A 24096-nucleotide genomic window follows, 5' to 3' on the forward strand; every position below is an offset into this window, starting at 1 on the left:
TTTAGATTATGTCATGTCCCGCCGCGTGCAAACGCTTGGCGATTTCGGAGATGTGGGCGGGGCTGACTTCGCAGCAGCCGCCAATGATCGTGGCACCCTGATCCACCCAGCCCATTGCAAAGTCGGCATAGGCTTCAGGCGTGAAATCACGGCGCAGTGTTAGGGAGTCGACGGTTGGCTTGGCTTCAAGGAACCCTTCGCTGATTTTCTCGAACCCGTTTGCATAAGCGCCAAACGGTTTGCCCGCCTTCGCCAAAATGTCCAATGCCGTGCCGATGACTTCGGGTGTTGAGCAATTGACCAACAATGCGTCTGCCTCACCCGCAATCGCGACAGCATCCGCCAAAGGCTCACCTGAACGCAGCAACGTGCCGTCCTGATCAGACACAGAGAACGCAACCCAAACCGGTTTGCCGACGGTTAATGCGCCTTCAAGAATGGCGCGGGTGTGCGCCACCGAAACGACGGTTTCGCACAGGATAAGATCGACACTGTCCCCCGTCTGCGCGGCAACTTCGGCAAACTTGGCGACGGCCACGTCATGGGGCGGCAACAAGTCCGCGCGGTAGCTTGCACCCAGCGGCCCGATCGACGACGCAAGACGCGGAGCGCCTGATGCTTTGGCCTCATCCAATGCGATTTGGTGTAGCTGCGCGAACTTGCCGTCCATCGCAGTGCCGTCGAGGCGGTCATGATGAATAGCGTAGGTATTCAACGTCGCCACAGTTGCACCAGCCGCGGCAAAGTCACGGTGAACGTCAGCAACCATCCCAGGATGGTCGATCATGACTTGGGTCGACCAAAGCGGGGTCGGTTTGTCGCCCGCACGATGGACGAGTTCTTGTCCCATTCCACCGTCCAAAAGGGTAATTTTCGTCATGCACGGATCCTTTCATTTTTCGGATCCCATAGCGGCTGATCTTCTTGAACAACAGCGCGTTGGTGCGTGCCATAAACATCGACCTGCAACTCCGTGCCGACCTCTGCCAAGTCCACACGGACCATGCCCAGCGCGATACATTTTCCGGTGCGATACCCAATAGCACAGGACGTGACTTCGCCAACGATTTCGTCGCCATGCCACACGGGGGCCATATAGGGCGCGTCCGCGTCGCCGGCATCCATGACCATCGTCACGAAGGCCTTTTTGCGACCCTGTTGTTGCTCGTTCAGCAGAGCGGCCTTACCGGGGAAATCTTGTGGTTTGTCGAGCTTCACGAACCGATCGAGCCCGCCTTCAAGCAAGGAGTAATCCGTTGAAAGGTCGCCCTTCCAAGCGCGGTATCCTTTTTCAATCCGCATGGAGTTCAGCGCATACATCCCGAACGGGGTCACGCCAGCACCCGCAAGCGCATCCCAAATCGCGGGCATCGCGTCCGGGGTTGCGTGGATTTCCCAACCCAGTTCACCGGCAAAGGAGACACGGATCAGAGCAGCGTCTTGCCCCGCAACCGTTCCATCCATGCTGACAGACAGCCACGGCTGGGAAAGATCATGACCCTCCACCAGCGGCGCAAGGATGTCGCGGGCTTTTGGCCCGGTCACGAGAAGACATTCCACCTCAGTTGTGTGGTCCGTAACACTGATGCCATCAGGTGCCTGACGCGAGAATATCTCAAAATCATGCCACTGGGCCGTCGCCGCTGTGATGAGCCCGACATCAGTATCGCTGTGCACCATGACAGACGTCTCGGTCAGGATACGCCCACGGCTGTCAGGGAAATAGGCGAGCGTGACGCGGCCTTCTTTGGGCAGGCGCGACGCGGTCAGACCATCGACGAAATCCTTCGCGCCTTCGCCCTCAACTTTGATGCGGCTAAAGCCGGTGATCGGCAGCATACCGCACCCATTGGTTACGGCCTCGACCTCACGTTTGATCGCAGCTTCCCATGGGCCATTGCGGTCCCAAGTCTGGGTCGCCTCTTCGGAGGTGTCATCCCCGTCAGCGGCATACCAATTGGCGCGTTCCCAACCATTGTAAGACCCGAACTGCGCGCCAGCATCAGCCAAACGGCTATGAAGTGTCGAATGCTTTTTGTCGCGTCCAGCGGGCCATTCGTGGTGCGGGAAGTGCATGGCGTATTCGTGGCCATAGGTCTCAAGCGCCTTAGATAGACAGTAATCGTGATCAGCATAGTCGGTATAACGACGCGGATCGACGGACCACATATCAAGCTCGGTTTCGCCATGCATAATCCATTCGGACAGAACCTTCCCTGCGCCGCCGCCTTGGGCGATGCCAAAGGTAAAGGAGTGCCCCTCAAAAGCGTTTTTCACACCGGGCATTGGGCCAACCATCGGCAAGCCATCGGGCGAGTACGGAATAGGGCCGTTGATATTGCGTTCAACGCCGCCTTCCCCCAACAACGGCACACGCGCCATCGCATCTTCGATATAGAATTCAAGACGTTCAAGGTCATCTGGATAGAGCTGAAAACTGAAATCTTCCGGCATCGGATCATCAGGGGTGACCCAATGTGCCTTACAGTTGCGCTCATAAGGGCCAAGGTTCAGGCCGTTCTTATCTTGGCGCAGGTAGTAGGAAATATCGACATCCCGAACGAGCGGAAGCTTATGCCCCTGCTCTTTGGTCCACGCTTCGAGTTCGGGCAACTGACCCGTCAGGAAATACTGGTGTGACATCACAACCATCGGAACCGTGCGGCCACCAAACGGCTTGAACATCTCACCAACACGTTGCGCATAGTAGCCCGCACAGTTGACGACGATCTCGCAGCGGATCTCACCCTTATCGGTCTTTACGATCCATTCATCACCGTCGCGATCTACACCTGTGACAGGGCAAAACCGTTCGATACGCCCGCCTGCTTCCCGCGCACCTTTCGCCAAGGCCTGTGTCAGCTGAGCGGGGTCAATATCCCCATCCAAAGGATCATGCATGCCGCCAGCAAGGTCATGGGTTTCGAGGAACGGATGCAGCGTCTTCATCTCGTCATTGGTCATGATTGGCATCTCAAGGCCCTGATAGGCCGCCTGCCCGCTGACCTTTTCAAATTCCTGCATCCGCTCTTTGGTGTGCGCCAAACGAAGAGAACCTGTGACGTGGTAGTTCATCGGATAATCCACCAGATCACCCAAACCGCGATACAAATCCAAACCATACCGCTGCATGTTCATAACTGCCCAGTTGGCGGCAAAGTTCGGACAGTTGCCTGCTGCATGCCACGTCGACCCAGCGGTCAGTTCGTTCTTTTCGAGCAATACGCAGTCCGTCCAGCCAGCACGCGCCAGGTGAAACAATGTGGATGTGCCGATAACGCCGCCACCGATGATGACCACACGGGCCGTTGTTGGAAAATCTGCCATTGTTAGTGCTCCTTTTGCGGCACACCGTCCGCGATGTCGTAATAGTCACCCTTGTCCGCGACAAAGATGTGTTTTTGCAGTTTCAGTCCCGTCGGCCCGTCAATTGCGCCGAGGGAAAAGCTCATTCCGTCTTCATCGTGCGCCTTCCAGAATAAGAAGCAGCCACAGGTCGGGCAAAAGCCGCGCTTGGCCGTTGGGCTTGCCTCATACCAACGCACGTCGCCGTTGATTTTGAAGTTCTCAAACGGTGCGTACCCCGACGCCCAATGGTGGCCAGACTGCTTTCGGCACTGAGAACAGTGACAGGCACTTACGCTTTGCCCCCCATCCGTGACGCTGAACGTGACGCCTTTACAGTTGCAAGTGCCTTCCAACAAATCAGGCTCTCCCTATGGGTTGAGACGTGCCGAGCAAGATACCATAGACGATGAAACAGACAGCCATAATGCGGCGAAACCAGACATTGAAAACTGCGCCCAACGCCGCACGACCCAACCCAGCGCCGAGCGCCGTGTAGGTGAGGTAACTGCAGGCCGTCAGCGTCAGCGCGGTTGGGACAATCACCCACATTTGAGGTCCGATCGGCACATCCGGCTGCACGAACTGACTGAAAGCAGCAAGGTACCCAGCCACGCTTTTGGGATTGATCACAGCAATCGCCAAAGCGCGCCAGTATATCCCGCCCGCGGTTTGCGTGGTCACAGGTGCGGGGCGTTTGGCCAGTATCCAACCTCGCAGGCCAAGATAGATCAAAAAGCCTGCGCCAATCGTCTTTACCACTTGGAACGCGACCTCTGATGTTGCCAACAACGCCGTCACCCCGAGCGCGGACAACGCTAGAAACAAACACGCTTGCGTCAAGATCGCCGCAACCGCTGGAAGACTGCGCCAAACACCGCGCGTCATGCCATTACTGATGCAGTTCACCGCGTTCGGTCCTGGGGTTGTGACAAACACCAGCCAAAACAACGCGAATATGGTCCATGCTTCAAATGTCATCTCTACGCGCTTCCCCTAATATATCGGTGGGGCGATAACCCAGATCGCGACACAGGGTTCATCGTAAGGGTTCATCCAACGAAACGGCTCTCCCCGCACGCGGAAACTGTCGCCAGCCGTCAGACTGAAGGATCGCTCCGCGATTGTGAGGTCCAATCGGCCTGACACGATATACCCGACCTCTTGCGTGGGGCGCGTGACGGGTTCGGTGATCTTGGACCCCGCTTCGAAGGTGGAATGCAACATTTCGAAATCATCGGTCAGGTCGGGCGAAAGCAGCTCTTCGACCAAACCAGCAGCACGAGACCCGATCGGACGTCGCGCATGCCCACGCACAATCAGACCTTGTTCATGGTCGGGCGCGACGGATCGAAAGAGGCTTGAGACAGATACATCAAGCGCACGCGCGATGTCGCGCAGATCGGTAATCGACGGCTCGGACAGATCGCGTTCAACTTGTGAAAGCCAGCCAACGGACCGATCAAGGGTTTCACCCAACTCAGTCAGGGTGATGCCACGCGCTTTTCGCAAGGCGCGAATATCAGCCCCGAGGGTGCGGCTTTCTGGCGGATTGTTGTGAATCACTTGCTTTAGGCTCCTTATTGGAAAACCCTTTCATGCCTTCATGAAATTTCAAAGCCTTTTTTCACGCACCCTACAACCGGTCGAATACGGCTTTTAGGATCGCCGCCATTTGATCGGCATCTTCTTGGGTAAAAGCGTCAGGTTGATCACTATCGATGTCGAGAACTGCGATCACGTCTCCTGTTTTATTGAACACAGGCAACACTAGCTCTGACCGAGTCGAACTCGCACAGGCGATATGCCCTTCGAAGGCTTCAACATCCGCGACCAATTGAACGTCTCCCGTCCGCGCCGCGGCACCACAAACCCCGCGTGAAAACGGAATCTGCAAACACCCGTGTCCGCCTTGATACGGCCCGATCTTGAGCATCTGCGGGGCCGTCACGCGATAGAAACCGGTCCAATCAAATCGCGGATCACTGTGGTGCACTTCACAGGCAATGGTCGCCATCAACGCCACGGCGTCGTCCTCACCATCCGTGAGGCTCTGGATCGTTTTGGAAAGCAAATTATAATCGGGCATTTCAGGCCTTATTCTTGTCGGTCGGAAGGTCTCCGCACTATTGAGGCGTCGCGGGGATTTGTTAAGCACGAAAAACCACAAAACGGTCGCATTGTTACCCAATGCCCACCCGAATCTAACGTCAAACCTTCCCTTGTAGCTGCATAGGCTCACCTCGACGTCGCGTGTAACAGCCCCCACCCAGTGCGCGGCGTCGAGGACTACCTGCAATGTGCCCTTCCCCCCCACGACGAAAATGTTACGGTCTTCGAAATGCTCGGAGGCACTATGCGTAATTTTCAAAACCCTGGTCGGTCGGCTGTGATTGCAGAGAACGGCATCTGCGCGACATCCCATCCCCTTGCGGCCAAGGTCGCGATTCAAATGCTCGAGGCGGGTGGCAACGCGATGGACGCGGCCATTGCAGGCGCTGTGCTTCTTGGCATCTGCGAGCCGCAATCTACTGGCATTGGTGGCGATGCCTTTTGTCTGTTCAACGAGGCCGGTTCAGACACTGTTCAGGCGTTAAACGCCTCTGGCCGCGCACCTGCGGGGTTAGAGGCGGCGAAATTGCGGGCTGAAGGCATGGATGTTCTGCCGCTCAATTCGGTACATGCGATTAGCCTCCCCGGTGCGATGGATGGGTTTATCCGTCTGGCAAAGGATCACGGCAAACTTGGGCTCAAAGCGGTTCTCGCCCCAGCGATTCATTACGCAGACGCAGGCGTTCCTGTCGCCCCACGCGTGGCGTTCGACTACGCACAATCAAATGCAACATTGCACGGCGCGGGTCGCACTCATTTCACGGCGCAGGGCAAACCGCTCACCGTCGGGCAAAAATTTCGCGCACCCGGGCAAGCGGACGTATTGCGCCGTGTCGCGATGGATGGGCGCGAAGGGTTTTATGAGGGCGAAGTCGCTGAAGATATGGTCGCAGCCCTGAACGCCGCGGGCGGCACGCATACGCTGGATGATTTTGCAGGTGTCACCTGTGACTACACCACGCCCGTCAGCGGCACTTACAAAGACATCGAACTGGTCGAGCATCCACCCAACGGCCAAGGCGCCACGGCGATTTTGATCCTCAACATCCTCAAGCATTTTGATATCGCAGGCTTAGACCCCATGGGAACAGCGCGGGCACACCTAGAGGCCGAGGCTTCCAAGCTGGCCTATGACACCCGCAACCGCGTTATCGCAGACCCTGATCACACGGCGCGCCTAGATCATATGCTAAGCGCTGATACAGCGGCGCAGTTGGCGGGATTAATAGACCCTAACAAGGCACTTTCACCCACTTTACCTGGGGCTGAAGCCGTTCACAAAGATACCGTCTATATCACTGTGGTCGACAAAGACCGCATGTGTGTGTCGATGATCTATTCGATCTTCCACTCCTTTGGGTCAGGCCTCGCGTCTGATAAATTCGGCATCTTGTTTCAAAACCGCGCGGCGGGTTTCACGCTGGAACAGGGTCATCCGAACGAAGCAGGCGGCGGCAAACGCCCCATGCACACGATCATTCCGGGTATGGTCAAACGCGGTGGAAAAATTGAGATGCCGTTTGGTGTGATGGGTGGGGCCTATCAGCCTTGCGGTCACGCGCGCATGCTGACGAATATGGAAGACTTCGGCATGGACGCCCAAACCGCCATAGACGCGCCGCGCTGCTTTGCCGACAAAGGCGCGGTAAATGTCGAAACCGGGTACAGCGATCACGTGGCGAAAGGATTGGCCGACATGGGCCACACGGTCACACGCGCGGATGAACCTATTGGCGGTGCTCAGGCGATCAAACTACGCGGTGACGGGATGCTCGAGGGAGCGTCAGACCCACGCAAAGATGGGATAGCCCTTGGATACTAACGCAGTAATGAAACGGCTCGCCCGCACAGGTGGCCTCGCGTTCACGATCGCGGGCGGCATTTTGTGTGGTCAAGCTGTGAATGACGCGCTGAACGGTGTGCCAGACGCAACACTAGACGCTGCGATCTATGCGGCGCTGTTCAGCTTTGGCGGGATCTTGTTTTTCTGGAGCCGAAGGCCCCAAGACTAGTTCAACTGGAAGTGCAGCGGATACTGACCGTCCTCGAACGGGCCAAACAGATCGTCCAGATCGGGGTGATCCACAGGCTGACCGGAATAATCCGCAACCAAGTTCTGCTCGGACACATAAGCCACGTAATGTGACTGATCGTTTTCCGCCAAAAGGTGGTAGAATGGCTGGTCCTTCTGAGGGCGCGCCTCTTCTGGGATCGCCTCATACCATTCTTCGGTATTGGCGAACATCGCGTCGACATCGAACACAACACCGCGAAACGGATGTTTGCGGTGACGGACGATTTGTCCCAAATGATATTTCGCGCGTGTCTTCAGCATAGATAATTGGCCCCTTACCCGTTACTAGACAAACACCCCGCCCCGTGTCCATGCGGTCACGGAAAAAACTAAGGAAACAAACTGTGCAACTCACCTTAACTGTGTTGGAAATTGTCGCTCCGGTCTTCCTTTTGGCGGCAGTCGGGTTTGGATGGGTCAAGCTTGGCTTCGAATACCGTGTTGAATTCGTTACACGATTCGCGATGACCCTTTCGGTTCCCTGCCTGATTTTCGTGGCTCTCATGCAGACAGAGATTGACGCAGCGGCACTTGGGGCGCTGTCCTTGGCCAGTTTGGTCGCCTATGCGCTTGTGACGGTCGCGATGTGGGCTTTGCTCAAGGCAGGGCGTTTGGATCAACGAACATTTCTGGCACCTTTGATTTTTGGCAACACGGGTAACCTCGGCCTCCCGCTGGCGTTGTTTGCCTTTGGGGACGTTGGGCTGGGTTATGCCGTGGTTGTTTTCGCCGTAATGGCAATCGGCAGTTTCACATTCGGTATTTGGCTGGTGTCTGGCGGAGGCTCACCGCTCAAGGTCATTAAAGAGCCCATGGTCTTTGCCACGATAGCAGGTGCATTTTTCTTGTGGCAGGGTTGGCAAACACCGGTTTTCCTGACTAACGCGTTGGACCTCATCGGCCAAATGGCCATCCCGATGATGCTGATCACGCTCGGCGTCGCTGTTGCACGCCTTAAGCCTCAAAACTTCGGATTGGCCATCTTGCTGTCCGCTATAAAGGCCGTTCTGTGCGTTGCGTGTGCGGTGGTGGCAGGGCTTTGGTTTGGGCTCGATAAAACTGCGCTGGCGGTGCTCGTGGTGCAAATCGCGACCCCTGTGGCGGTCACATCCTACCTCTTGGCCGAAAAATACGGAGCCGATGCCGACAATGTCGCAGGTCTTGTGGTTGTTTCGACGCTTATGTCGGTGATCACTTTACCGCTTATCCTCGCATTTGTGATCTAAAACTGCGCTCAAAGCTGTTTCCAGACTGCTCGTTATCCGTTAAACTGGGCCTAATAATATATAAAAATAAGCGAGAGGCAGATGAGCAATTTCTTTCGCGTGGGCCTATTACTGTTAATCTTGGGGAGCTGCGGCGCCCGAGACGGTGCTGCGCCGCGCAATCTGGACAACGCCTGTGCAATTCTAACGGAACGCCCGCATTATGTGCGCGCGTTTAAGCAGGCTGAACGAAACTGGGGCGTGGAAACCCACGTGCTGATGGCGATGATTTATCAAGAGAGCAAGTTTATCTCTGACAACCGTCCCCCCCACCAATACGCGCTCGGCGTTATTCCGACGGGCCGTCAATCTTCCGCATTGGGTTATTCTCAGGCGCTGGACGGCACATGGGAAGAATACGTCCGCGAACAAGGCAGCCGTGGGTCCAACCGGACTAACATCGCCGACGCGACCGATTTCATGGGTTGGTATATGTCACTGACCGTTCGCGAAAACGGGATCGCACTGGATGATACCTATAACCAATACCTTGCCTATCACGATGGCCGGACAGGTTGGCGCCGCGGGACCTACCGCAGCAAACCGTGGTTGGTACGGATCGCAGGCGAAGTGCGCGACCGTGCTGTCATGTATGACGCGCAGCTGCGGACCTGCAGTCAGTTCCGCTAAACCACTTAGACAATTAACAGAAAAGCGCGCCTTAATCGGGCGCGCTTTTTGTTTGTCTGATGTGCAGATGGGACGGGGCGTTAATTCCCCCAGAGCCGCATCTCTCGGTTGATGTTGAACAGGATATCAGGCACGCGGCCATCCTTTGCCAAATCCCCCAAAATCACCGTTGTTTGCTGGCCGGTGTCATCCGTTACAATCCATTGGCGCAGCTCGACAGGTTCGGATGTGAATACCATACGGATATTGCCGTATTCGGGATGCGCAGGGTCCTGCGCCGTAACCGTCGTCGTAGTGCCATCACTGGTGTGGCCTGTCACCATATCGGTGCGGGTCAGATCAATGTTGCGTTCCAGAATGATCGACAGTGGTGTTTGGTTCAACGGATAGCGATCTGGCCCAGAGTCAGATCGAGGATCAAAGATCGCCACCTGCCCGCCGCCGGAAACAACCAAGGACTCCTCGGGTGGATTATACTCGAACCGCACGCGACCGGGACGTTTGATGTAGATCGTCCCAGTGGAGATCGTGCCATCCGCGTTGATCTGCGTGAACTCCCCTTCAGCACTGGTAAACGAATTCAGATAGGTGGACACCTGCCCCAGCGATAACTGCTGCGCGAGTGATGGTGATGCTGCGACCCCAGCCAGCGCGAGGGGGACAGCCATAAGGCAAAGTCTGCGTGTTAACTTGTTCATGTCTCTTACCTAATCAGGCTGGGCGCATTTTGCACCCAATGGATGGGAGAAACATGGGGGAACCCGCACGGTTAGGCGATATCATGCCATTTGTTATCACTTAGCAGGCTGATTTTGTTTGATTAAACGCCACACACGGCGCCTCTGTCACGCTGGGATAGGAAGCCATTCCCTACGCTCCAGATACAAAAGTGGCGCCTACTGAATGATCAGAGGCGCCACTTTTTGAGTTACTGACGCTCTGGGATCAAAATCTCGCGCTTGCCAACATGGTTGGCTGCGCTGACGATACCTTCGTCTTCCATCTGTTCAACAAGCCGCGCGGCTTTGTTATAGCCGATCGCCAGTTTCCGCTGGATGTAAGACGTCGAGCACTTACGATCCTTCGCCACAATCGCAACGGCCGTATCATACAGTGCGTCTTCACCGTCTGTATTGCCACCAAGACCAAGAACCTGATCAATGTTGCTTGCGCTTTCCTCAGCAGGACCTTCGACAACACCACTAAAGTATTCCGGCGGGCCATAAGCCTTGAGGTAGTTCACGATCTCTTCGACTTCTTCATCGCTACAGAACGGTCCGTGCACACGAGTAATCTTGGATCCACCCGCCATATAAAGCATGTCACCCATACCAAGCAGCTGTTCAGCACCCATCTCACCAAGGATGGTGCGACTGTCGATTTTCGACGTCACTTGGAACGAAATCCTTGTCGGGAAGTTAGCCTTAATCGTACCGGTGATAACATCAACCGACGGACGCTGTGTCGCCATGATCAAGTGGATGCCCGACGCACGTGCCATCTGCGCAAGGCGTTGAATGCAGGCTTCGATTTCTTTACCAGCGACCATCATCAGGTCGGCCATCTCGTCTACGATAACGACGATATAAGGTAGAATTTCCGGTGTAAATTCATCAGTCTCAAACACCGGTTCGCCCGTGTCATCATCAAAACCGGTCTGAACGGTGCGGCTGAACTGTTCACCCTTCGCCAACGCATCTTTTACGCGGCCATTGTAGCCGTCGATATTCCGCACGCCCATTTTGGACATCTTGCGGTAGCGTTCTTCCATTTCGCCCACGACCCACTTCAGCGCCACAACAGCCTTTTTCGGGTCGGTAACAACAGGCGACAAGAGGTGCGGAATGCCGTCATAAACGGAAAGTTCCAACATCTTCGGGTCGATCATGATCATCCGGCATTCTTCCGGTGACAGTTTATAGAGCAACGACAGGATCATCGTGTTGATCGCCACGGACTTACCAGAACCCGTCGTACCCGCGATCAGCAGGTGGGGCATCTTGGCAAGGTTAGCGATGATCGGCTCACCGCCGATATCTTTGCCCAAAGCCAGCGGCAGTTTCATATTGCTATCGCCAAAGTCACGTGCCGACAGCATTTCGCGCAGCACCACCATTTCGCGATTCTCATTCGGAAGTTCGATCCCGATCACGGACCGACCTGGCACTGTGGATACACGGGCGGACAGCGCCGACATGGAACGTGCGATGTCATCGGACAGACCGATCACACGGGACGCTTTCAAACCGGGGGCAGGCTCAAGTTCATACATCGTCACGACAGGACCCGGACGCACCGAAACGATATCCCCTTTGACGCCGTAATCATCGAGAACATTTTCCAACATGCGCGCATTTTCTTCGAGCGCTTCGTCGCTCAAGACATGGCGCGTGATGGCCTCCGGTGAGGCCAAAAGACCAAGCGGCGGCATTTCATATGCAGGTCTCTTGTTTTCATCGAACTTCAACGCAGGCTGCGCTTCGGCTTTGGCTTGGCGGGACGGCTGAACCGGCTTGCGCGGAGGATGTTGAACAACGGCCTTGGCTTCCGGAACAGGCACCGCGGACGGCGTAAAAGCTGCCGCAGGTGTTTCAATCGGGGCTGTGTCCGCAGCGATATATTCCATGGACGGCTCAACGTAGTCTTCGACGAACTCAGCCATAGGCGCATCAGCGATGGGCGCCTGTTCTGCGACAGCAGCCTGTTGTTCCGTGTTCAAAACCAGCGGGCGCGGCCCAGTTGGCTTGGCAACAGGTGGTTCAATGCGCGCTGCATGTGCTTCCGCGAGAGGTTCCATACGGCTTGCGATCGCTGCTGTAATTGCCGGGTTCACACCCGGTTTCGTCGCGATCTGTACTTCCTGAGGCTGACCGGACCGGCTGCGAACAGCAGATGCGATACGCGCACTGATACGGTCGTTGTCACCCACTGGCAGATCGTGATCAACGCTGGGTTCTTCAATCAGTTCTGGCTCCGGCATCGGTTCATTGCGCTTCAACAAGGACGCAAACAAACCGGATTTTTGTTCTGGTTCGGCAGCACGGACAGGTGCGGCCAATGGCGCGGCGGAAACATGATCGCGCGTCGCGGCTGGCGCGTGATCGACATCCGATTCAATCGGGTCAAAGTCCTCATAGCGGGTCGGCATTGCAGGGTTTGCACGCACAACGGCGGCCACTCGGGCGGTCTCTTCGGCGTGGCTTGGCGCGGGCACAGCGCGTGCAGCAGCCAGCTCAGCCTCATATTCGGCCTTTTCCTGACGCGACACTTCGCGGCGTTCCTGAACACGGCTCCCAAAGGCTTGCGCGCCTTTGTAAGACGCAGACGCCGTCTGTCCGAGCAACTTAAGCACCCCAGAATAGGCAACGATCAAACCAACCAAAAGGAAACGACCCAGTTTGCGCAGTTCGACCATCGTAAAGCCCAGCGCGAACGCCATAAGTGCGATAACACCCAAGCCCATAACGAACGACATCAGCTTAACCGCAAAGGTCGTGCCAAATGGAAGGATTGTCAGCAAGATCGACAGAACCATGTCGCCAAAGTGCCCACCAAGACCAAAGCTCTCGTCCCAACCAGCGCCGGTATTCAACGTCGCCGCATAAATCGCTGTCACCGCAATCGCGATCGGCGCAAAAATCATCCGCCCAATCGCGCGTTCTTGGCCGTAATGCATTGTGAACCGCAGTCCCCACGCCATCAGCACAATTGGCAACATCCAAGACGCGTAGCCCACAATCATAAACAAGGCCGCAGCAAAGGACGCGCCGGGACGGCCCAACCAGTTTTGCACAGGAGCATCCGTGGCAGACATAAAGTTCGGATCGTCCGCCGCATAAGACCACAGCATCATCGCGACCATCAGGCCAGCAACAAAAAGCCCGATACCGACCAGCTCGCGCCCGCGTTTCTCAATTGCCGCTTGCGTGGTGCTGTCGAGGAGCGGGTCGCGTTGCCGAGATTGATAAGATGCCATGTGCCTGTTTCCTCACGTATACAAACAGTCGCGGATCAGGGTCAGACCGCGCTGTGTTTCTTTTCTTGGGGCGACCAAAGCCACCCTTATATATTCCGCGCCTGGATCCCCTGCCGGATCCGGACGACTTAGGTAAGCGCCGGGCAGAACCCGTACGCCAGTCGTTTGCCACAACTTTAATGCAGCGGCTTCGCCATCTTCCACGGCAAGCCAAAGGAAGAACCCCGCTTCTGGTGACGTGTAGCTGTTCACCTTTGCAAAGATTTCATCCGCGTCGTTGAATTTCGCCTGATACAAGGCTCGATTTTCGATAACGTGGTCTTCGTCAGACCACACGGCCTCTGAAACCCGTTGAATGGGCATCGGCAATGGTGCACCTGCGTAGCCGCGCAGTTGACGGATCTCTGCCATGTTCTTGGGCCCGCTCACCACAAAGCCAGATCGCAAACCTGGCAGGTTGGATCGTTTGCTAAGCGAATGGAACGCAACGATGCGTTCAGGATCACAACCTGTGTCTGCCGCAGCTTCAAGCACACCCATCGGGGGCGTATCGCGGTATATTTCAGAATAGCATTCATCTGCGAAAATCATGAAATCATGCTTTTCGGCGAGAGCAATCAATTCAGCCCAGTATTCCCGCGTCGCAACGGCGCCTTGCGGGTTCGCAGGGCTACAAATGTAGGCAACCGTGGTGCGGTCCAAAACTTCTGAGTCCAGCGATGCGTAGTCAGGCAAGTGACCTGACGCCGCGGTGGCCGGAACAAAAACGGGTTCGGCACTCACGGACAAAGCAGCAATCGCATAAACCTGATAAAACGGGTTCGGCATCAGCACAGCCGGCTTCTTACCGTTTTTGGTTTCCGGCGAAAGCGCCATCATCGCGTTGTACAAACCTTCACGCGTGCCGTTCAAAGCCATCACGCGATCGGGTGTTACATCCACCGAATAGCGCCGCGTGATCCACCCACAAATTGCCGCCAAAAGCTCTGGGGCGCCTTCATTCTTTGGGTATTTCGCAAATTCACCAACAGTTTTAGCCATGATATCGGCCACAAAAGACGGGAACGGATGCTGAGGTTCACCAATGGTCATGTTTATCGGGTCGCCGCCCGCTTCATGGACGTCGAGTAAGGCGCGCAAGCGCGGCCACGCATAGGCCGGTAGGTTCGAAAACCGCTCGGGGTACGTCATTACTGCCTCAATTCGCGACCTCATTAACGGGTCGCTTTTGACCAAAATAGCCTGAGCAATGGACCAGTGTCCAGAAAAAGGACGCGATTGCGGGAACTTGTGTGGCTTTTAAGCCAGCGCCGCTTCGGCGGCTTTGCCAATCCGCAACAAGGCTTCCTCTGATCCGGGGTGGCTGTTCAGCATTACGCCAACCGAAGGCACGCCTGTCGGCAACGTAATAGATGCGAGCCCCATCAGATTTGCGACCCGTGTGTTGCGAAGCGCCAGCAGATTTTCACTAAGGTAGTAATCCTCATCGGTCAGCAAACGATCAGCATTGGGCGGCATAATCGGCGATCCAGGGATAATGACTGCATCAAAAGACGCTGTCGCCTTGGTAAAGGCCTGTCGAATACCTTCTAATTCCTGCCAAAGCGCAATGTAGTCGTGCGCCGCCACATCTTTGCCCGGCATGACGCGGTTCAGGATTTGCCAATACATTTTCTCTGGGTTCGCTTCGACCAAATCACGCCAATTCGCATAGGCCTCAGCCGTGAAAAGCGGAGCAGACATTTCGAATGCACGGTTTAATTCTGGCACATCAATGGGCACGATCTCCGCCCCCGCGGCTTTGAGTTTTTCCAGGGCCAGAGCGTAACCCTGAGCAGGCACATCCCGCATTTCTGCGATCACAACGGTCTGCAGCGCCGCAAACCGCTTGCCCTTCAACGACACGCCACCCAAATCAGCTGGCTTGGTGCCTTCAAACGCAGCCAACATCAGGCCTGCGTCTTCAACGGATCGGCACAACGGACCAACTGTATCGAACCCGTGACACAAAGCGACAGAACCTTCGACGGACACCCGCCCATGGGTCGTTTTGAGCCCGACAAGATCGTTCCACATGGACGGAATCCGAACGGACCCACCTGTATCTGACCCAACAGCAGCCGCCGCCAAGCCGAACGCAACACTTGCGCCCGCACCAGAAGACGACCCACCGGGAACTGCGTCGGCATCATTCACACAAGGTGGTGTTGCCGTAATCGGGTTTAGCCCCAAACCACTAAAGGCGATTTCCGTCATGTGGGTTTTACCAAGACAAACAAGGCCCATGCCCGTCGCAACACGAAGAACCTCGGCATCGCTTTCAGGAACACGCCCTTCCATCAACGCGGTCCCCGCTTCCGTCGCAACGCCAGCGGTATCAAACAAATCTTTCCAGCTTATTGGAACACCATCCAAGGGCGACAAACGCTGTTTGGCCTTAGCACGATCAGATGCCGCTTTTGCCTCAGAACGGGCACGGTCGTGGGTGACGCGCGCAAAGATGCGGTCACGAAGCGGATGGGCGTCAATCGCCGTAAGGTATGTCTCGCATAGATCAACAGGATCGATCTCACCTGCCTCAATTCCGCGCCCCAAATCTGCGGCCGTCGCCCATAGCCAATCTTGCATCGCTGCCTCCGTGTTTGGAAGAACGGTAGCGACCATCCCACGCATGGACAATCCCGCACGAGCACGCATAGTGCGCTCATGAACAAAAACACAGATATCATCATCGTCGGAGGCGGCCTGAACGGCCCGATCCTCGCGCTGGCGTTGGCCCAAATCGGCCTGCGCAGTACCGTGATCGACACGTTGCCCGCACAAGAACGCGCCTTGTCCGACTTTGACGGACGGTCCTACGCGCTGGCGTTGGCATCCATGCGTCTTTTACGGGCTGTTGGGCTTTGGGATGGGCTGAAAGAGCATGCTCAACCAATGCTTGAAATCAAGGTCACCGATGGAACAGCAGGCAACGGCCCCGCCCCTTGGATGATGCATTTCGACCACGGCGAAATCGAAGAAGGCCCCATGGGCTACATGTGCGAAGACCGCTATCTGCGACAAACATTGCTGGCCGCCATGGACGCCGAAACCAGCATCACGCAAATCTCTGGCGATACTGTTGTCGCGCAGTCTGGTGGCACGGTCACGTTGGCGTCTGGCGATGAAGTCACTGGCAAACTGATCATCGGGGCGGACGGACGCAAAAGTGGCACCGCGGAACGCGCTGGCATCAAGCGCGACGGATGGGATTACGGGCAAACGGCAATCGTTTGCGCCGTTGGCCATGAAAAGCCGCACAGCGGCATCGCGCATCAGTTCTTTATGCCACATGGCCCACTGGCCATTCTTCCGCTGACACGAAACCGCTGCTCAATTGTGTGGTCTGAAACCCATGCTCGCGCTGCTGAGATCATGACCATGGATGACGCCGACTTCCTTGATGCTTTGCGCCCTGCGTTCGGCAGTTTCCTTGGTGACATCTCGGTGATCGGCAAGCGGTTCAGCTATCCGTTGAACCTAACACTTGCCAAACGGTTCATCGCAGATCGCATCGCTCTTATTGGGGATGCGGCGCACGGTGTTCACCCGATCGCGGGCCAAGGGCTGAACGCTGGCTTGCGCGATGTTGCTGTTTTGGTTGATGTGTTGCAAGACGCAAAGATGCGCGGCGAAGACATTGGAAGCCCTGCCGTCCTAACCCGTTACGAACAATGGCGGCGCTTCGACACAACGACCCTTGCAGCCGCCACGGACACCTTCAACAAGTTGTTCTCAAACGATAACCCGTTGCTCAGGGCGGCACGTGATATAGGTATGGGGATCGTAAATTCATCCCCGAACTTGCGCCGACGCTTTATCCGAGAGGCCGCCGGCCTATCAGGAGACTTGCCGAGCCTAATGAAAGGCTAGTCCTTTTCGATCACGCGCGCTTCGTCGATCAACAGCACGGGAATCCCAGCGCGTATCGGATAGGCCAGACGTGCCGATTTGCTGATCAGCTCGTCGGTTTTGGCGTCATAAGACAATCGACCTTGGCTTTGCGGACAAACCAGTGCCTCCAACATCTTTGGATTAAAGGATTTTTCGGTTTCACTCATTGCATAAACGTCCCGTCGTTTTCGCCACTGCGCAGCGCATATTCCATTAACATAACCAGCGTTTCCCGCCGTGCGATCAATGTCGGAGACTCCAACAAAGCTTGTTTCTCTTCCGGTTCAAACGGGCAAAGCATCGATAGCGAATTGATCAACAGTTCTGGCGGCGCTTCCTTGAGGCTTTCCCAATCTGTGCTGAGCCCGCGACTCTCAAAGAACCGTTCCAAGGTCGCCATCAAACCATCGCGGTCCAATCCAGCATCGTCCTCCTCGGCGCCCAAATCAGTCTCAAATCCGGCCCAATCAACATTTGCACGGCGATAAGGAGCAAAGCCTTCGACCTCCTCGCGGATCCGAAACCGCGACAATCCCGAAAGCGTGATCATGTAGCGACCATCTTCAGTTTCCGTCAGCGATGTCACGCGACCGACACAGCCAATCGCATGCAGACGGTCTTCGCCATTGGGCTGCACCATACCGATCAAACGACCATCCGTTTTGATCGCATCATCCAGCATAGCCAGATAGCGAGGCTCAAAAAGCTGTAATGGCAACTGGGCACGCGGCAACAGCAACGCACCCGGCAAGGGAAAGATCGGGATCACATCTGGAAGGTCTGGGTGCTTTTTCATTCCCTCAAACCTAAGCCAAACTCACGCCTAGGCAAATATCAAAGACGATAGTTTTCTGCGCCCGTCCAAAACAACTGGGTCATTCGGCTTTAACGCATCAAAAACCGTGAACAATTGCGTCTTTGCGGCGCCGTCATTCCAGTCGCGATCACGGCGGAACAGATCTAGCAACTGATTTACAGCCCCTTCACTATCCCCTGACGCATGCAGTGCCACCGCCAAATCAAATCGCGCTTGATGATTGTTCTCATCAGCTTCAACAGCAGCCGTCAACTCGGCCACTGGGCCCGCATCTGCCGCCTGTTTCGCCAGTTCAACCGCCGCGCGGGCGGTTTCAAGTTCGGGGGCATCGGAGATTTCCGCAGGTGCGCCGTTCAAAACGGCCTCAGCTTCGTCGACTTGATCCAGCGCCAAATGGCTGCGGACCAACCCACCAAAAGCGGCTGCATTCGCACTGTCTTCTTCGAGGATCGCCGAGAATGTTTCCGCCGCATCGCCTGCTTCGCCATCGGCCAGCATGGTCTCTGCGGCCTCGATTGCGTCAGCAAGTCCGTTGTCAGGTTCACCCGCAAGATCAGCGATCTTGGTCACAAAGGCATCCACCTCGCTTGGCGGAAGCGCGCCCTGAAAACCGTCAATTGGTTGGCCATTGAAGAACGCGTAAACCGTGGGCAGTGATTGGATCTGCAATTGGCCCGCGATACCGGGGTTCTGGTCAACATCGACTTTGACCATCTTTACACGGCCGCCGGCCTTTTTGACGGCCTCTTCCAAGATCGGACCAAGCGTTTTGCACGGCCCGCACCATGCCGCCCAAAAGTCGACGATGACGGGGACGTCTTTAGACACCTCAACGACGTCCTGCATGAAAGTCGCGTCGCCGCTGTCTTTAATCAAATCATCTGCCGCTGCGGGCTGTCCACCAAGTTCAAGCATCGTCTTCTCCGGTTCGTGTCCTGTTGGCGTCTATATGGGCAAACCCATGCCAAAGGCCAAGGGGGCGCGGCTATACGCCTACGTGAATCATAAATCGAACGTCGCGAAAACGGGTGCGTGGTCGCTTGGTTGTTCCCATCCGCGCACTGCCCGAACGACTCGGCTCGAATGGGCCGCACTGGCAATATCAGGTGTCGCCCATACGTGGTCCAAGCGGCGGCCCTTGTCTGCTTCGTCCCAATCACGCGCGCGATAGCTCCACCAGCTGTAAAGTTTGCCGTCCGGAATATCGGCGCGGGTCACATCAACCCAATTGCTCGCGCCTTGCACGTCCGCCAAAGCTTCGACCTCGATCGGTGTATGGCTCACGACCTTGAGCAGTTTCTTGTGGTCCCAAACATCGTCTTCACGAGGGGCAATATTCAGATCCCCGACAAGGATCGATTTTTCCGGCGCGTTGGCATGAAAGTAGTCCCGCATTTCAGTGAGGTAATCGAGCTTTTGGCCGAACTTCTCATTGATCTCGCGGTTGGGTTTGTCACCACCAGCGGGCACATAAAAGTTATGGACCGTTACCCCGTTTTCCAGCCGTCCCGCGATATGGCGTGCATGACCAAGCGACGCGAAATCTTCGGCGCCCGCTTCCTCAATCGGCATCTTGGAAAAGATCGCAACGCCATTGTAACCCTTCTGACCCCGCGCAACCATGTGGTGGTAACCAAGCGCTTGGAACTGCTCGAGAGGGATTTTCTCAACCGGGCTCTTACATTCTTGCAGGCATAGCACGTCCGGCGCTTCGTCCGACATCAGACGGGCAACAAGACCTTCGCGCAACCGCACAGAGTTGATGTTCCAAGTGGCAAGGGTAAATGACATGGGCGCTCTCCTGATTTTGCGCGACCCTAGCCCAGTTCAGCCCTGCTTTGCCAGCCAGTCCGAGACCTTTGAAAGCCCTTCTTTCAACACATCAGGATGACAGGCAAACCCAACCCGCACATAACCCTCAACACCCAGCGCGGACCCAGGCGTAAACATGACACCCGTGTCCCTCAACAAAGCGACACAAAGGTCATAAGATGACATTGGCACGTCCAAAGAAACAAACGCTGTCGTGCCCGCCTTTGGCGCAACAAACGATGCCTTGGGTTCAGTCGCGATCCATTTCTTGAGCACATCTAGATTGCCGCGCGTGATCTCTCTGGAGCGTTGCAAAACCACGTCCTTGGCCTCAAGCGCCATAGCCGCAAAATAGTCATCGACTATGCCGACACTGATCGTTGTGTAGTCGCGGTGAATTTCGCAAGCGTCCAACAGCGGTTCGGGGCCGATAATCCAACCCAGCCGCAGCCCCGCCAGCGAAAACGCCTTTGACGTGGACCCAGTCGAAATGCCTTTGTCGTAGACATCCACGATTGACGGCACGGCAACCGCTTGCTCCGTTCCCCGATAAACTTCGTCACACAACACCCACGCGCCCACACTTGCCGCGATTTCAGCAACCCGTTGAAGACCCTCTCGATCAATCAGCGCACCTGTCGGGTTATTCGGATTGGTCAAGGCAATCACTTTTGTCGCGGGCCTAACAGCCGCCGCAACGGCATCCCAATCCGGAAGCCAATCTTGATCCTCTGACAGGGCAACCTCAGTGACCTCAGCCCCCAATGACCGAGGAATCGCCGTGTGTTGCTGATAGGTCGGCGTGATCGCCACCACATGATCCCCCGTCCCAACTAAGGTTTGATAAACCATATGATTGGCCCCAATGGTGCCATGAGTGATCAACACGTTCTCGGCCGTTTGGTCCGCAAACATGCCCGCCACCAACCCGCGCAGACGGCTTGAGCCGCGAATCTCACCGTAGGTCATCTTCATTGCGGCCAAATCACTTGGCATCTGTTGGGTTGTCCCCGCCATCTGCATCAGCTCTGCCAGCGTTAAAGAGGCAACGCAGGTCTCTGCCAAATTCAGATCGCACTTGGTTTCCCAAGCGTTCATCCACTGCTCAACACCAAACGGTTCGATGTTCATCCAACACTCCTTTTGCGCCACTGGATCAGCCCCACGTAAATTCGTCCAGCCTCTTTGCCTTTGTTTCAAAAATACCTCGGGGGGGCGGGGGGCTGGCCCCCGCCGGATCGGATTGGCGCAGCCAATTCGACCCCATAAAAAAGCCCCGACCAATAAGGCCGGGGCAAGTCCAACAGGGAGGTGGTGATGTAACCCCATCACCAAGGGAACTTATGCGACCAGTCGGTAGCCGCCGCTTTCTGTAACAAGCAGACGCGCATTGCTTGGATCGGGTTCAATCTTCTGGCGCAAGCGATAGATGTGGGTTTCCAACGTATGCGTCGTGACGCCCGCATTGTAGCCCCAGACCTCATGCAACAGCACATCGCGGGCAACGACCCCTTCGGTCGCGCGGTACAGGAATTTAAGGATGTTTGTTTCCTTTTCCGTTAAACGAATCTTCTTTTCGTCCTCAGTCACCAGCAGCTTTTGTGCCGGTTGGAACGTATATGGCCCAAGCGTGAAAACAGCATCTTCGGATTGCTCATGGGTGCGCAACTGGGCGCGAATACGGGCCAAAAGCACGGGAAACTTGAACGGTTTGGTGACGTAGTCATTGGCACCAGCGTCCAGCCCAAGGATCGTGTCGCTATCGCCATCGTGGCCTGTTAGCATCACGATCGGGCATTTCACGCCTTGTTTGCGCATCAGGCGACACAGCTCGCGCCCGTCGGTATCCGGAAGGCCAACATCCAGTATCACAAGATCATAAAGACCTTCTTTTGATTTCGTCATCGCCTCAGCGCCGTTTCCGGCTTCGAAAACATCGAAATCTTCGGTCATCAACAATTGTTCGCCCAGCGCTTCGCGCAGGTCTTCGTCATCATCGACGAGTAGGATTCTCTTAAGCTGTGCCATTACTGGTATCTCCTTGGTTACATGACAGATGTGTTGAGATACGTCTTCACGCAAGTTTTATGGCAACTTCTCACGCCGTCGTGTCAGATGCGGGGGAAATGTTTCAATTTCTGACAGATAAGGGTATCGGATGGGGAAAGATAAAGGCCAAATATGACATTTGCACCCAACCTCACGGAACGATTTGCACGCGCGCGCTCTGATCTGCGCATGGGCGTTCCTGTTGTCATGTCTGATGGGACTGACAGTGCATTGGTCTGTGCCGCTGAAACCTTAACCGCCTCAAGGTTGGCAGAATTCATAAAGATGGGTGCGGTTGTCACCATTACTGACCATCGGGCCTCAACGCTTAAGGTTCCGGCCTATGACGGTGATCTGGCGCGGGTGATAGTGCCAAGCTCCGCTGATTTGACTTGGGTTCAATCAATGGCCGACCCCGCCGACGACCTGCAGAACCCTATGAAGGGCCCTTTCAAAACCGAACGTGACGGCACATCAGAAATTCATCGCGCAGGCATCGCCTTGGCCAAGGCCGCTCACCTTCTTCCTGCTTGCGTTGTCGCACCCGTAACAAACGGTTTGGCCTTCGCGCTGCAACATGACCTAACGCACCTCACGACCGCTTCAGTGCTTTCATCCGCTTTATCGCCTCTCGATCCCGTCATCGCGGCACGTTTGCCGATGGACGCCTCAGAGGCAGGCCGCGTGCACATCTTCCGGCCTAACGATGGTGGTGAAGAGCACTATGCGATTGAGATCGGCGCGCCCGATCGATCAAAGCCCGTTCTTAGTCGTCTGCATTCGGCGTGCTTTACGGGCGATGTTCTTGGCAGTTTGAAATGCGACTGCGGCCCGCAACTGCGGGGCGCCTTGGCGCAGATGGGGGCCGAAGGTGCTGGTATCCTCTTGTATCTTAACCAAGAAGGACGCGGGATCGGGCTTGCAAACAAGATGCGCGCCTACTCATTGCAGGATCAGGGGTTTGATACAGTTGAGGCCAATCACCGCCTTGGTTTTGAAGACGACGAACGGGATTTTCGCATCGGCGCAGAGATTTTGCGCAAGATGGGGTTCTCTCAGGTACGCCTGCTCACGAATAACCCTGCCAAAGTCGCCAAATTGGAAAGCTGCGGCTTAATAGTGACCGAACGCGTGCCTCTTATGGTTGGCAAAAACCAACACAACGCCAACTACCTGGCCACCAAGGCCAAGAAATCGGGCCACTTACTTTAACGCGCGAACCGCAACAGTACCGCGCCAATGATTGTTGTGAACGTGGCAAAGACCTTCATCAGATCCAAACGTTCTTTCATAAAGAACACGCCGATGAACAAGGCAAAGATGATTGATGATTCCCGCAGTGCCGTGACCAAAGCGATGGGCGCCTGCATGAATCCCCACACCACCAGCGCATAAGCGCAGTACGACGCCAGCCCGCCAACGATCAAAACAAACCGCCCTTCTGGCCAGAGCCGCGACAGCGTTCCCGGCTTACTGACCCGTAAGAACGCGGCAAAGACGACGGCATTGCCAATCGCAGACCAGCCGTAAAATCCAACCGCCGTTCCAGCAACGCGTGCACCCAACCCGTCAATCAACGAATACCCAGCAATAAAACAGCCAGTGACTGCGGCCAACAACGCCGCCTTAGGGTTTCTAGCCCCCGCCGTGCTGCGCACCAATCCCAACGACAACAGCCCTGTGCCAATCAGCACAATCGCCATAACCTCCCGCCAGCCAAGGACGACATTCAACAATGACACCGACACCATCGCCACAATCAAAGGCGCAATTCCACGGGCGACGGGGTAAACCTGTGTAAGGTCGCCAATCTTGTAGGAATTCAACAGGAACACCTGATACCCAAAATGAAACACAAGCGAGCCAAGCAAATAGGGCCAGCAAGCCAGATCGGGCATCGGCACGAACAGCAACCCGCTCACCGCCCACGGTAAATGGCCGATAATAACGCCTGCCATGCTCAAATGTTTGTCGGCCGCCCCTTTGGCCAAGGCGTTCCATGTCGCGTGCAGCAAAGCCGCCAATAGCGTAGTCCCAATAACGATCGTCGGCATCTTTGTCCCCTTTCCGCACCCTATGGCCA

At 55.8% G+C, this 24096-nt stretch carries 24 protein-coding genes; 6 read left to right on the forward strand and 18 right to left on the reverse strand.

What is annotated here, in order from left to right; genetic code table 11:
- Position 1: 1 nt before the first annotated feature.
- The 6 genes from KO486_RS02805 to KO486_RS02830 all read right to left on the reverse strand — a co-directional run bounded on the left by KO486_RS02805 (position 2) and on the right by KO486_RS02830 (position 5434).
- Entirely contained in the window at positions 2 to 880 is an 879-nt protein-coding gene (locus KO486_RS02805; protein ID WP_216035728.1) for a homocysteine S-methyltransferase family protein, read from the reverse strand.
- A complete protein-coding gene (locus tag KO486_RS02810) occupies positions 877 to 3327 on the reverse strand; it encodes an FAD-dependent oxidoreductase (RefSeq protein ID WP_216035729.1) in 2451 nt (816 codons plus the stop codon). The genes KO486_RS02805 and KO486_RS02810 overlap by 4 nt, the downstream gene beginning before the upstream one ends.
- 2 nt (positions 3328 to 3329) lie before the next feature.
- Positions 3330 to 3704 carry a GFA family protein gene (locus tag KO486_RS02815; protein WP_216035730.1) on the reverse strand — a complete coding sequence of 125 codons (375 nt, stop codon included), beginning with the start codon at positions 3702 to 3704 and terminating at the stop codon, positions 3330 to 3332.
- Position 3705: 1 nt separating this feature from the next.
- On the reverse strand, positions 3706 to 4326 hold the full coding sequence (locus KO486_RS02820) for a LysE family translocator (RefSeq protein WP_216035731.1): 621 nt from the start codon (positions 4324 to 4326) through the stop codon (positions 3706 to 3708).
- Between the two features lie 15 nt (positions 4327 to 4341).
- Positions 4342 to 4911 carry a helix-turn-helix domain-containing protein gene (locus tag KO486_RS02825; RefSeq protein ID WP_216035732.1) on the reverse strand — a complete coding sequence of 190 codons (570 nt, stop codon included), beginning with the start codon at positions 4909 to 4911 and terminating at the stop codon, positions 4342 to 4344.
- A gap of 70 nt (positions 4912 to 4981) precedes the next feature.
- Positions 4982 to 5434: a GAF domain-containing protein gene (locus tag KO486_RS02830; RefSeq protein WP_216035733.1), complete on the reverse strand. Its 453-nt coding sequence runs from the start codon at positions 5432 to 5434 to the stop codon at positions 4982 to 4984.
- A 267-nt stretch (positions 5435 to 5701) separates the two neighbouring features.
- On the opposite strand from KO486_RS02830, the gene KO486_RS02835 reads away from it, so the two are divergent.
- Positions 5702 to 7279, forward strand: coding sequence for a gamma-glutamyltransferase family protein (locus tag KO486_RS02835; protein WP_216035734.1), 1578 nt, complete (start codon positions 5702 to 5704; stop codon positions 7277 to 7279).
- Positions 7269 to 7469, forward strand: coding sequence for a hypothetical protein (locus tag KO486_RS02840; protein WP_216035735.1), 201 nt, complete (start codon positions 7269 to 7271; stop codon positions 7467 to 7469). Before KO486_RS02835 ends, KO486_RS02840 begins: the two co-directional genes overlap by 11 nt.
- Here the strand turns inward: KO486_RS02840 and hspQ are convergent.
- On the reverse strand, positions 7466 to 7792 hold the full coding sequence (hspQ, locus tag KO486_RS02845) for a heat shock protein HspQ (protein WP_216035736.1): 327 nt from the start codon (positions 7790 to 7792) through the stop codon (positions 7466 to 7468). The genes KO486_RS02840 and hspQ overlap by 4 nt on opposite strands.
- An 83-nt stretch (positions 7793 to 7875) precedes the next feature.
- Between hspQ and KO486_RS02850 the strand changes: the two genes are divergently transcribed.
- Together KO486_RS02850 and KO486_RS02855 are read left to right on the forward strand one after the other, a co-directional pair.
- Entirely contained in the window at positions 7876 to 8757 is an 882-nt protein-coding gene (locus KO486_RS02850) for an AEC family transporter (RefSeq protein ID WP_216035737.1), read from the forward strand.
- A gap of 81 nt (positions 8758 to 8838) precedes the next feature.
- Entirely contained in the window at positions 8839 to 9426 is a 588-nt protein-coding gene (locus KO486_RS02855) for a transglycosylase SLT domain-containing protein (RefSeq protein ID WP_216035738.1), read from the forward strand.
- 80 nt (positions 9427 to 9506) lie between these two features.
- On the opposite strand, the gene KO486_RS02860 is transcribed toward KO486_RS02855, so the two are convergent.
- The 4 genes from KO486_RS02860 to KO486_RS02875 form a co-directional block, all read right to left on the reverse strand.
- Positions 9507 to 10124 carry an outer membrane lipoprotein carrier protein LolA gene (locus tag KO486_RS02860; RefSeq protein ID WP_216035739.1) on the reverse strand — a complete coding sequence of 206 codons (618 nt, stop codon included), beginning with the start codon at positions 10122 to 10124 and terminating at the stop codon, positions 9507 to 9509.
- Between the two features lie 230 nt (positions 10125 to 10354).
- Positions 10355 to 13402, reverse strand: a complete 3048-nt coding sequence (locus KO486_RS02865) for a DNA translocase FtsK (protein ID WP_216035740.1) — start codon at positions 13400 to 13402, stop codon at positions 10355 to 10357.
- 12 nt (positions 13403 to 13414) lie between these two features.
- Positions 13415 to 14593 carry an aminotransferase class I/II-fold pyridoxal phosphate-dependent enzyme gene (locus KO486_RS02870; protein ID WP_216036207.1) on the reverse strand — a complete coding sequence of 393 codons (1179 nt, stop codon included), beginning with the start codon at positions 14591 to 14593 and terminating at the stop codon, positions 13415 to 13417.
- A 108-nt stretch (positions 14594 to 14701) separates the two neighbouring features.
- Complete coding sequence (locus tag KO486_RS02875; RefSeq protein WP_216036208.1) at positions 14702 to 16030, reverse strand: amidase family protein; 1329 nt, start codon at positions 16028 to 16030, stop codon at positions 14702 to 14704.
- A 78-nt stretch (positions 16031 to 16108) separates the two neighbouring features.
- Between KO486_RS02875 and KO486_RS02880 the strand changes: the two genes are divergently transcribed.
- Positions 16109 to 17314, forward strand: coding sequence for a UbiH/UbiF/VisC/COQ6 family ubiquinone biosynthesis hydroxylase (locus KO486_RS02880; protein WP_216035741.1), 1206 nt, complete (start codon positions 16109 to 16111; stop codon positions 17312 to 17314).
- Here KO486_RS02880 and KO486_RS02885 read toward each other — a convergent pair.
- The 6 genes from KO486_RS02885 to KO486_RS02910 form a co-directional block, all read right to left on the reverse strand.
- Positions 17311 to 17502: a Trm112 family protein gene (locus KO486_RS02885; protein WP_216035742.1), complete on the reverse strand. Its 192-nt coding sequence runs from the start codon at positions 17500 to 17502 to the stop codon at positions 17311 to 17313. The two genes, KO486_RS02880 and KO486_RS02885, sit on opposite strands and share 4 nt — an antisense overlap.
- Positions 17499 to 18131, reverse strand: coding sequence for an LON peptidase substrate-binding domain-containing protein (locus KO486_RS02890; RefSeq protein WP_216035743.1), 633 nt, complete (start codon positions 18129 to 18131; stop codon positions 17499 to 17501). The genes KO486_RS02885 and KO486_RS02890 overlap by 4 nt, the downstream gene beginning before the upstream one ends.
- A gap of 27 nt (positions 18132 to 18158) precedes the next feature.
- Positions 18159 to 19067, reverse strand: coding sequence for a thioredoxin (gene trxA / locus KO486_RS02895; protein WP_216035744.1), 909 nt, complete (start codon positions 19065 to 19067; stop codon positions 18159 to 18161).
- Between the two features lie 87 nt (positions 19068 to 19154).
- Positions 19155 to 19943: an exodeoxyribonuclease III gene (locus KO486_RS02900; protein WP_216035745.1), complete on the reverse strand. Its 789-nt coding sequence runs from the start codon at positions 19941 to 19943 to the stop codon at positions 19155 to 19157.
- Between the two features lie 36 nt (positions 19944 to 19979).
- The gene (locus tag KO486_RS02905; protein ID WP_216035746.1) at positions 19980 to 21095 is read right to left on the reverse strand and encodes an aminotransferase; all 1116 of its coding nucleotides are present in this window, start codon (positions 21093 to 21095) and stop codon (positions 19980 to 19982) included.
- Between the two features lie 210 nt (positions 21096 to 21305).
- On the reverse strand, positions 21306 to 21992 hold the full coding sequence (locus KO486_RS02910; RefSeq protein ID WP_216035747.1) for a response regulator transcription factor: 687 nt from the start codon (positions 21990 to 21992) through the stop codon (positions 21306 to 21308).
- A 153-nt stretch (positions 21993 to 22145) separates the two neighbouring features.
- Between KO486_RS02910 and ribA the strand changes: the two genes are divergently transcribed.
- Positions 22146 to 23225: a GTP cyclohydrolase II gene (gene ribA / locus KO486_RS02915; RefSeq protein ID WP_216035748.1), complete on the forward strand. Its 1080-nt coding sequence runs from the start codon at positions 22146 to 22148 to the stop codon at positions 23223 to 23225.
- Here ribA and KO486_RS02920 read toward each other — a convergent pair.
- Positions 23222 to 24067, reverse strand: a complete 846-nt coding sequence (locus KO486_RS02920) for a DMT family transporter (RefSeq protein WP_216035749.1) — start codon at positions 24065 to 24067, stop codon at positions 23222 to 23224. The two genes, ribA and KO486_RS02920, sit on opposite strands and share 4 nt — an antisense overlap.
- Positions 24068 to 24096 lie beyond the last annotated feature (29 nt).

It is taken from the genome of Octadecabacter sp. B2R22, from assembly GCF_018861045.1.
In the GTDB taxonomy this organism is placed as follows: domain Bacteria; phylum Pseudomonadota; class Alphaproteobacteria; order Rhodobacterales; family Rhodobacteraceae; genus Octadecabacter.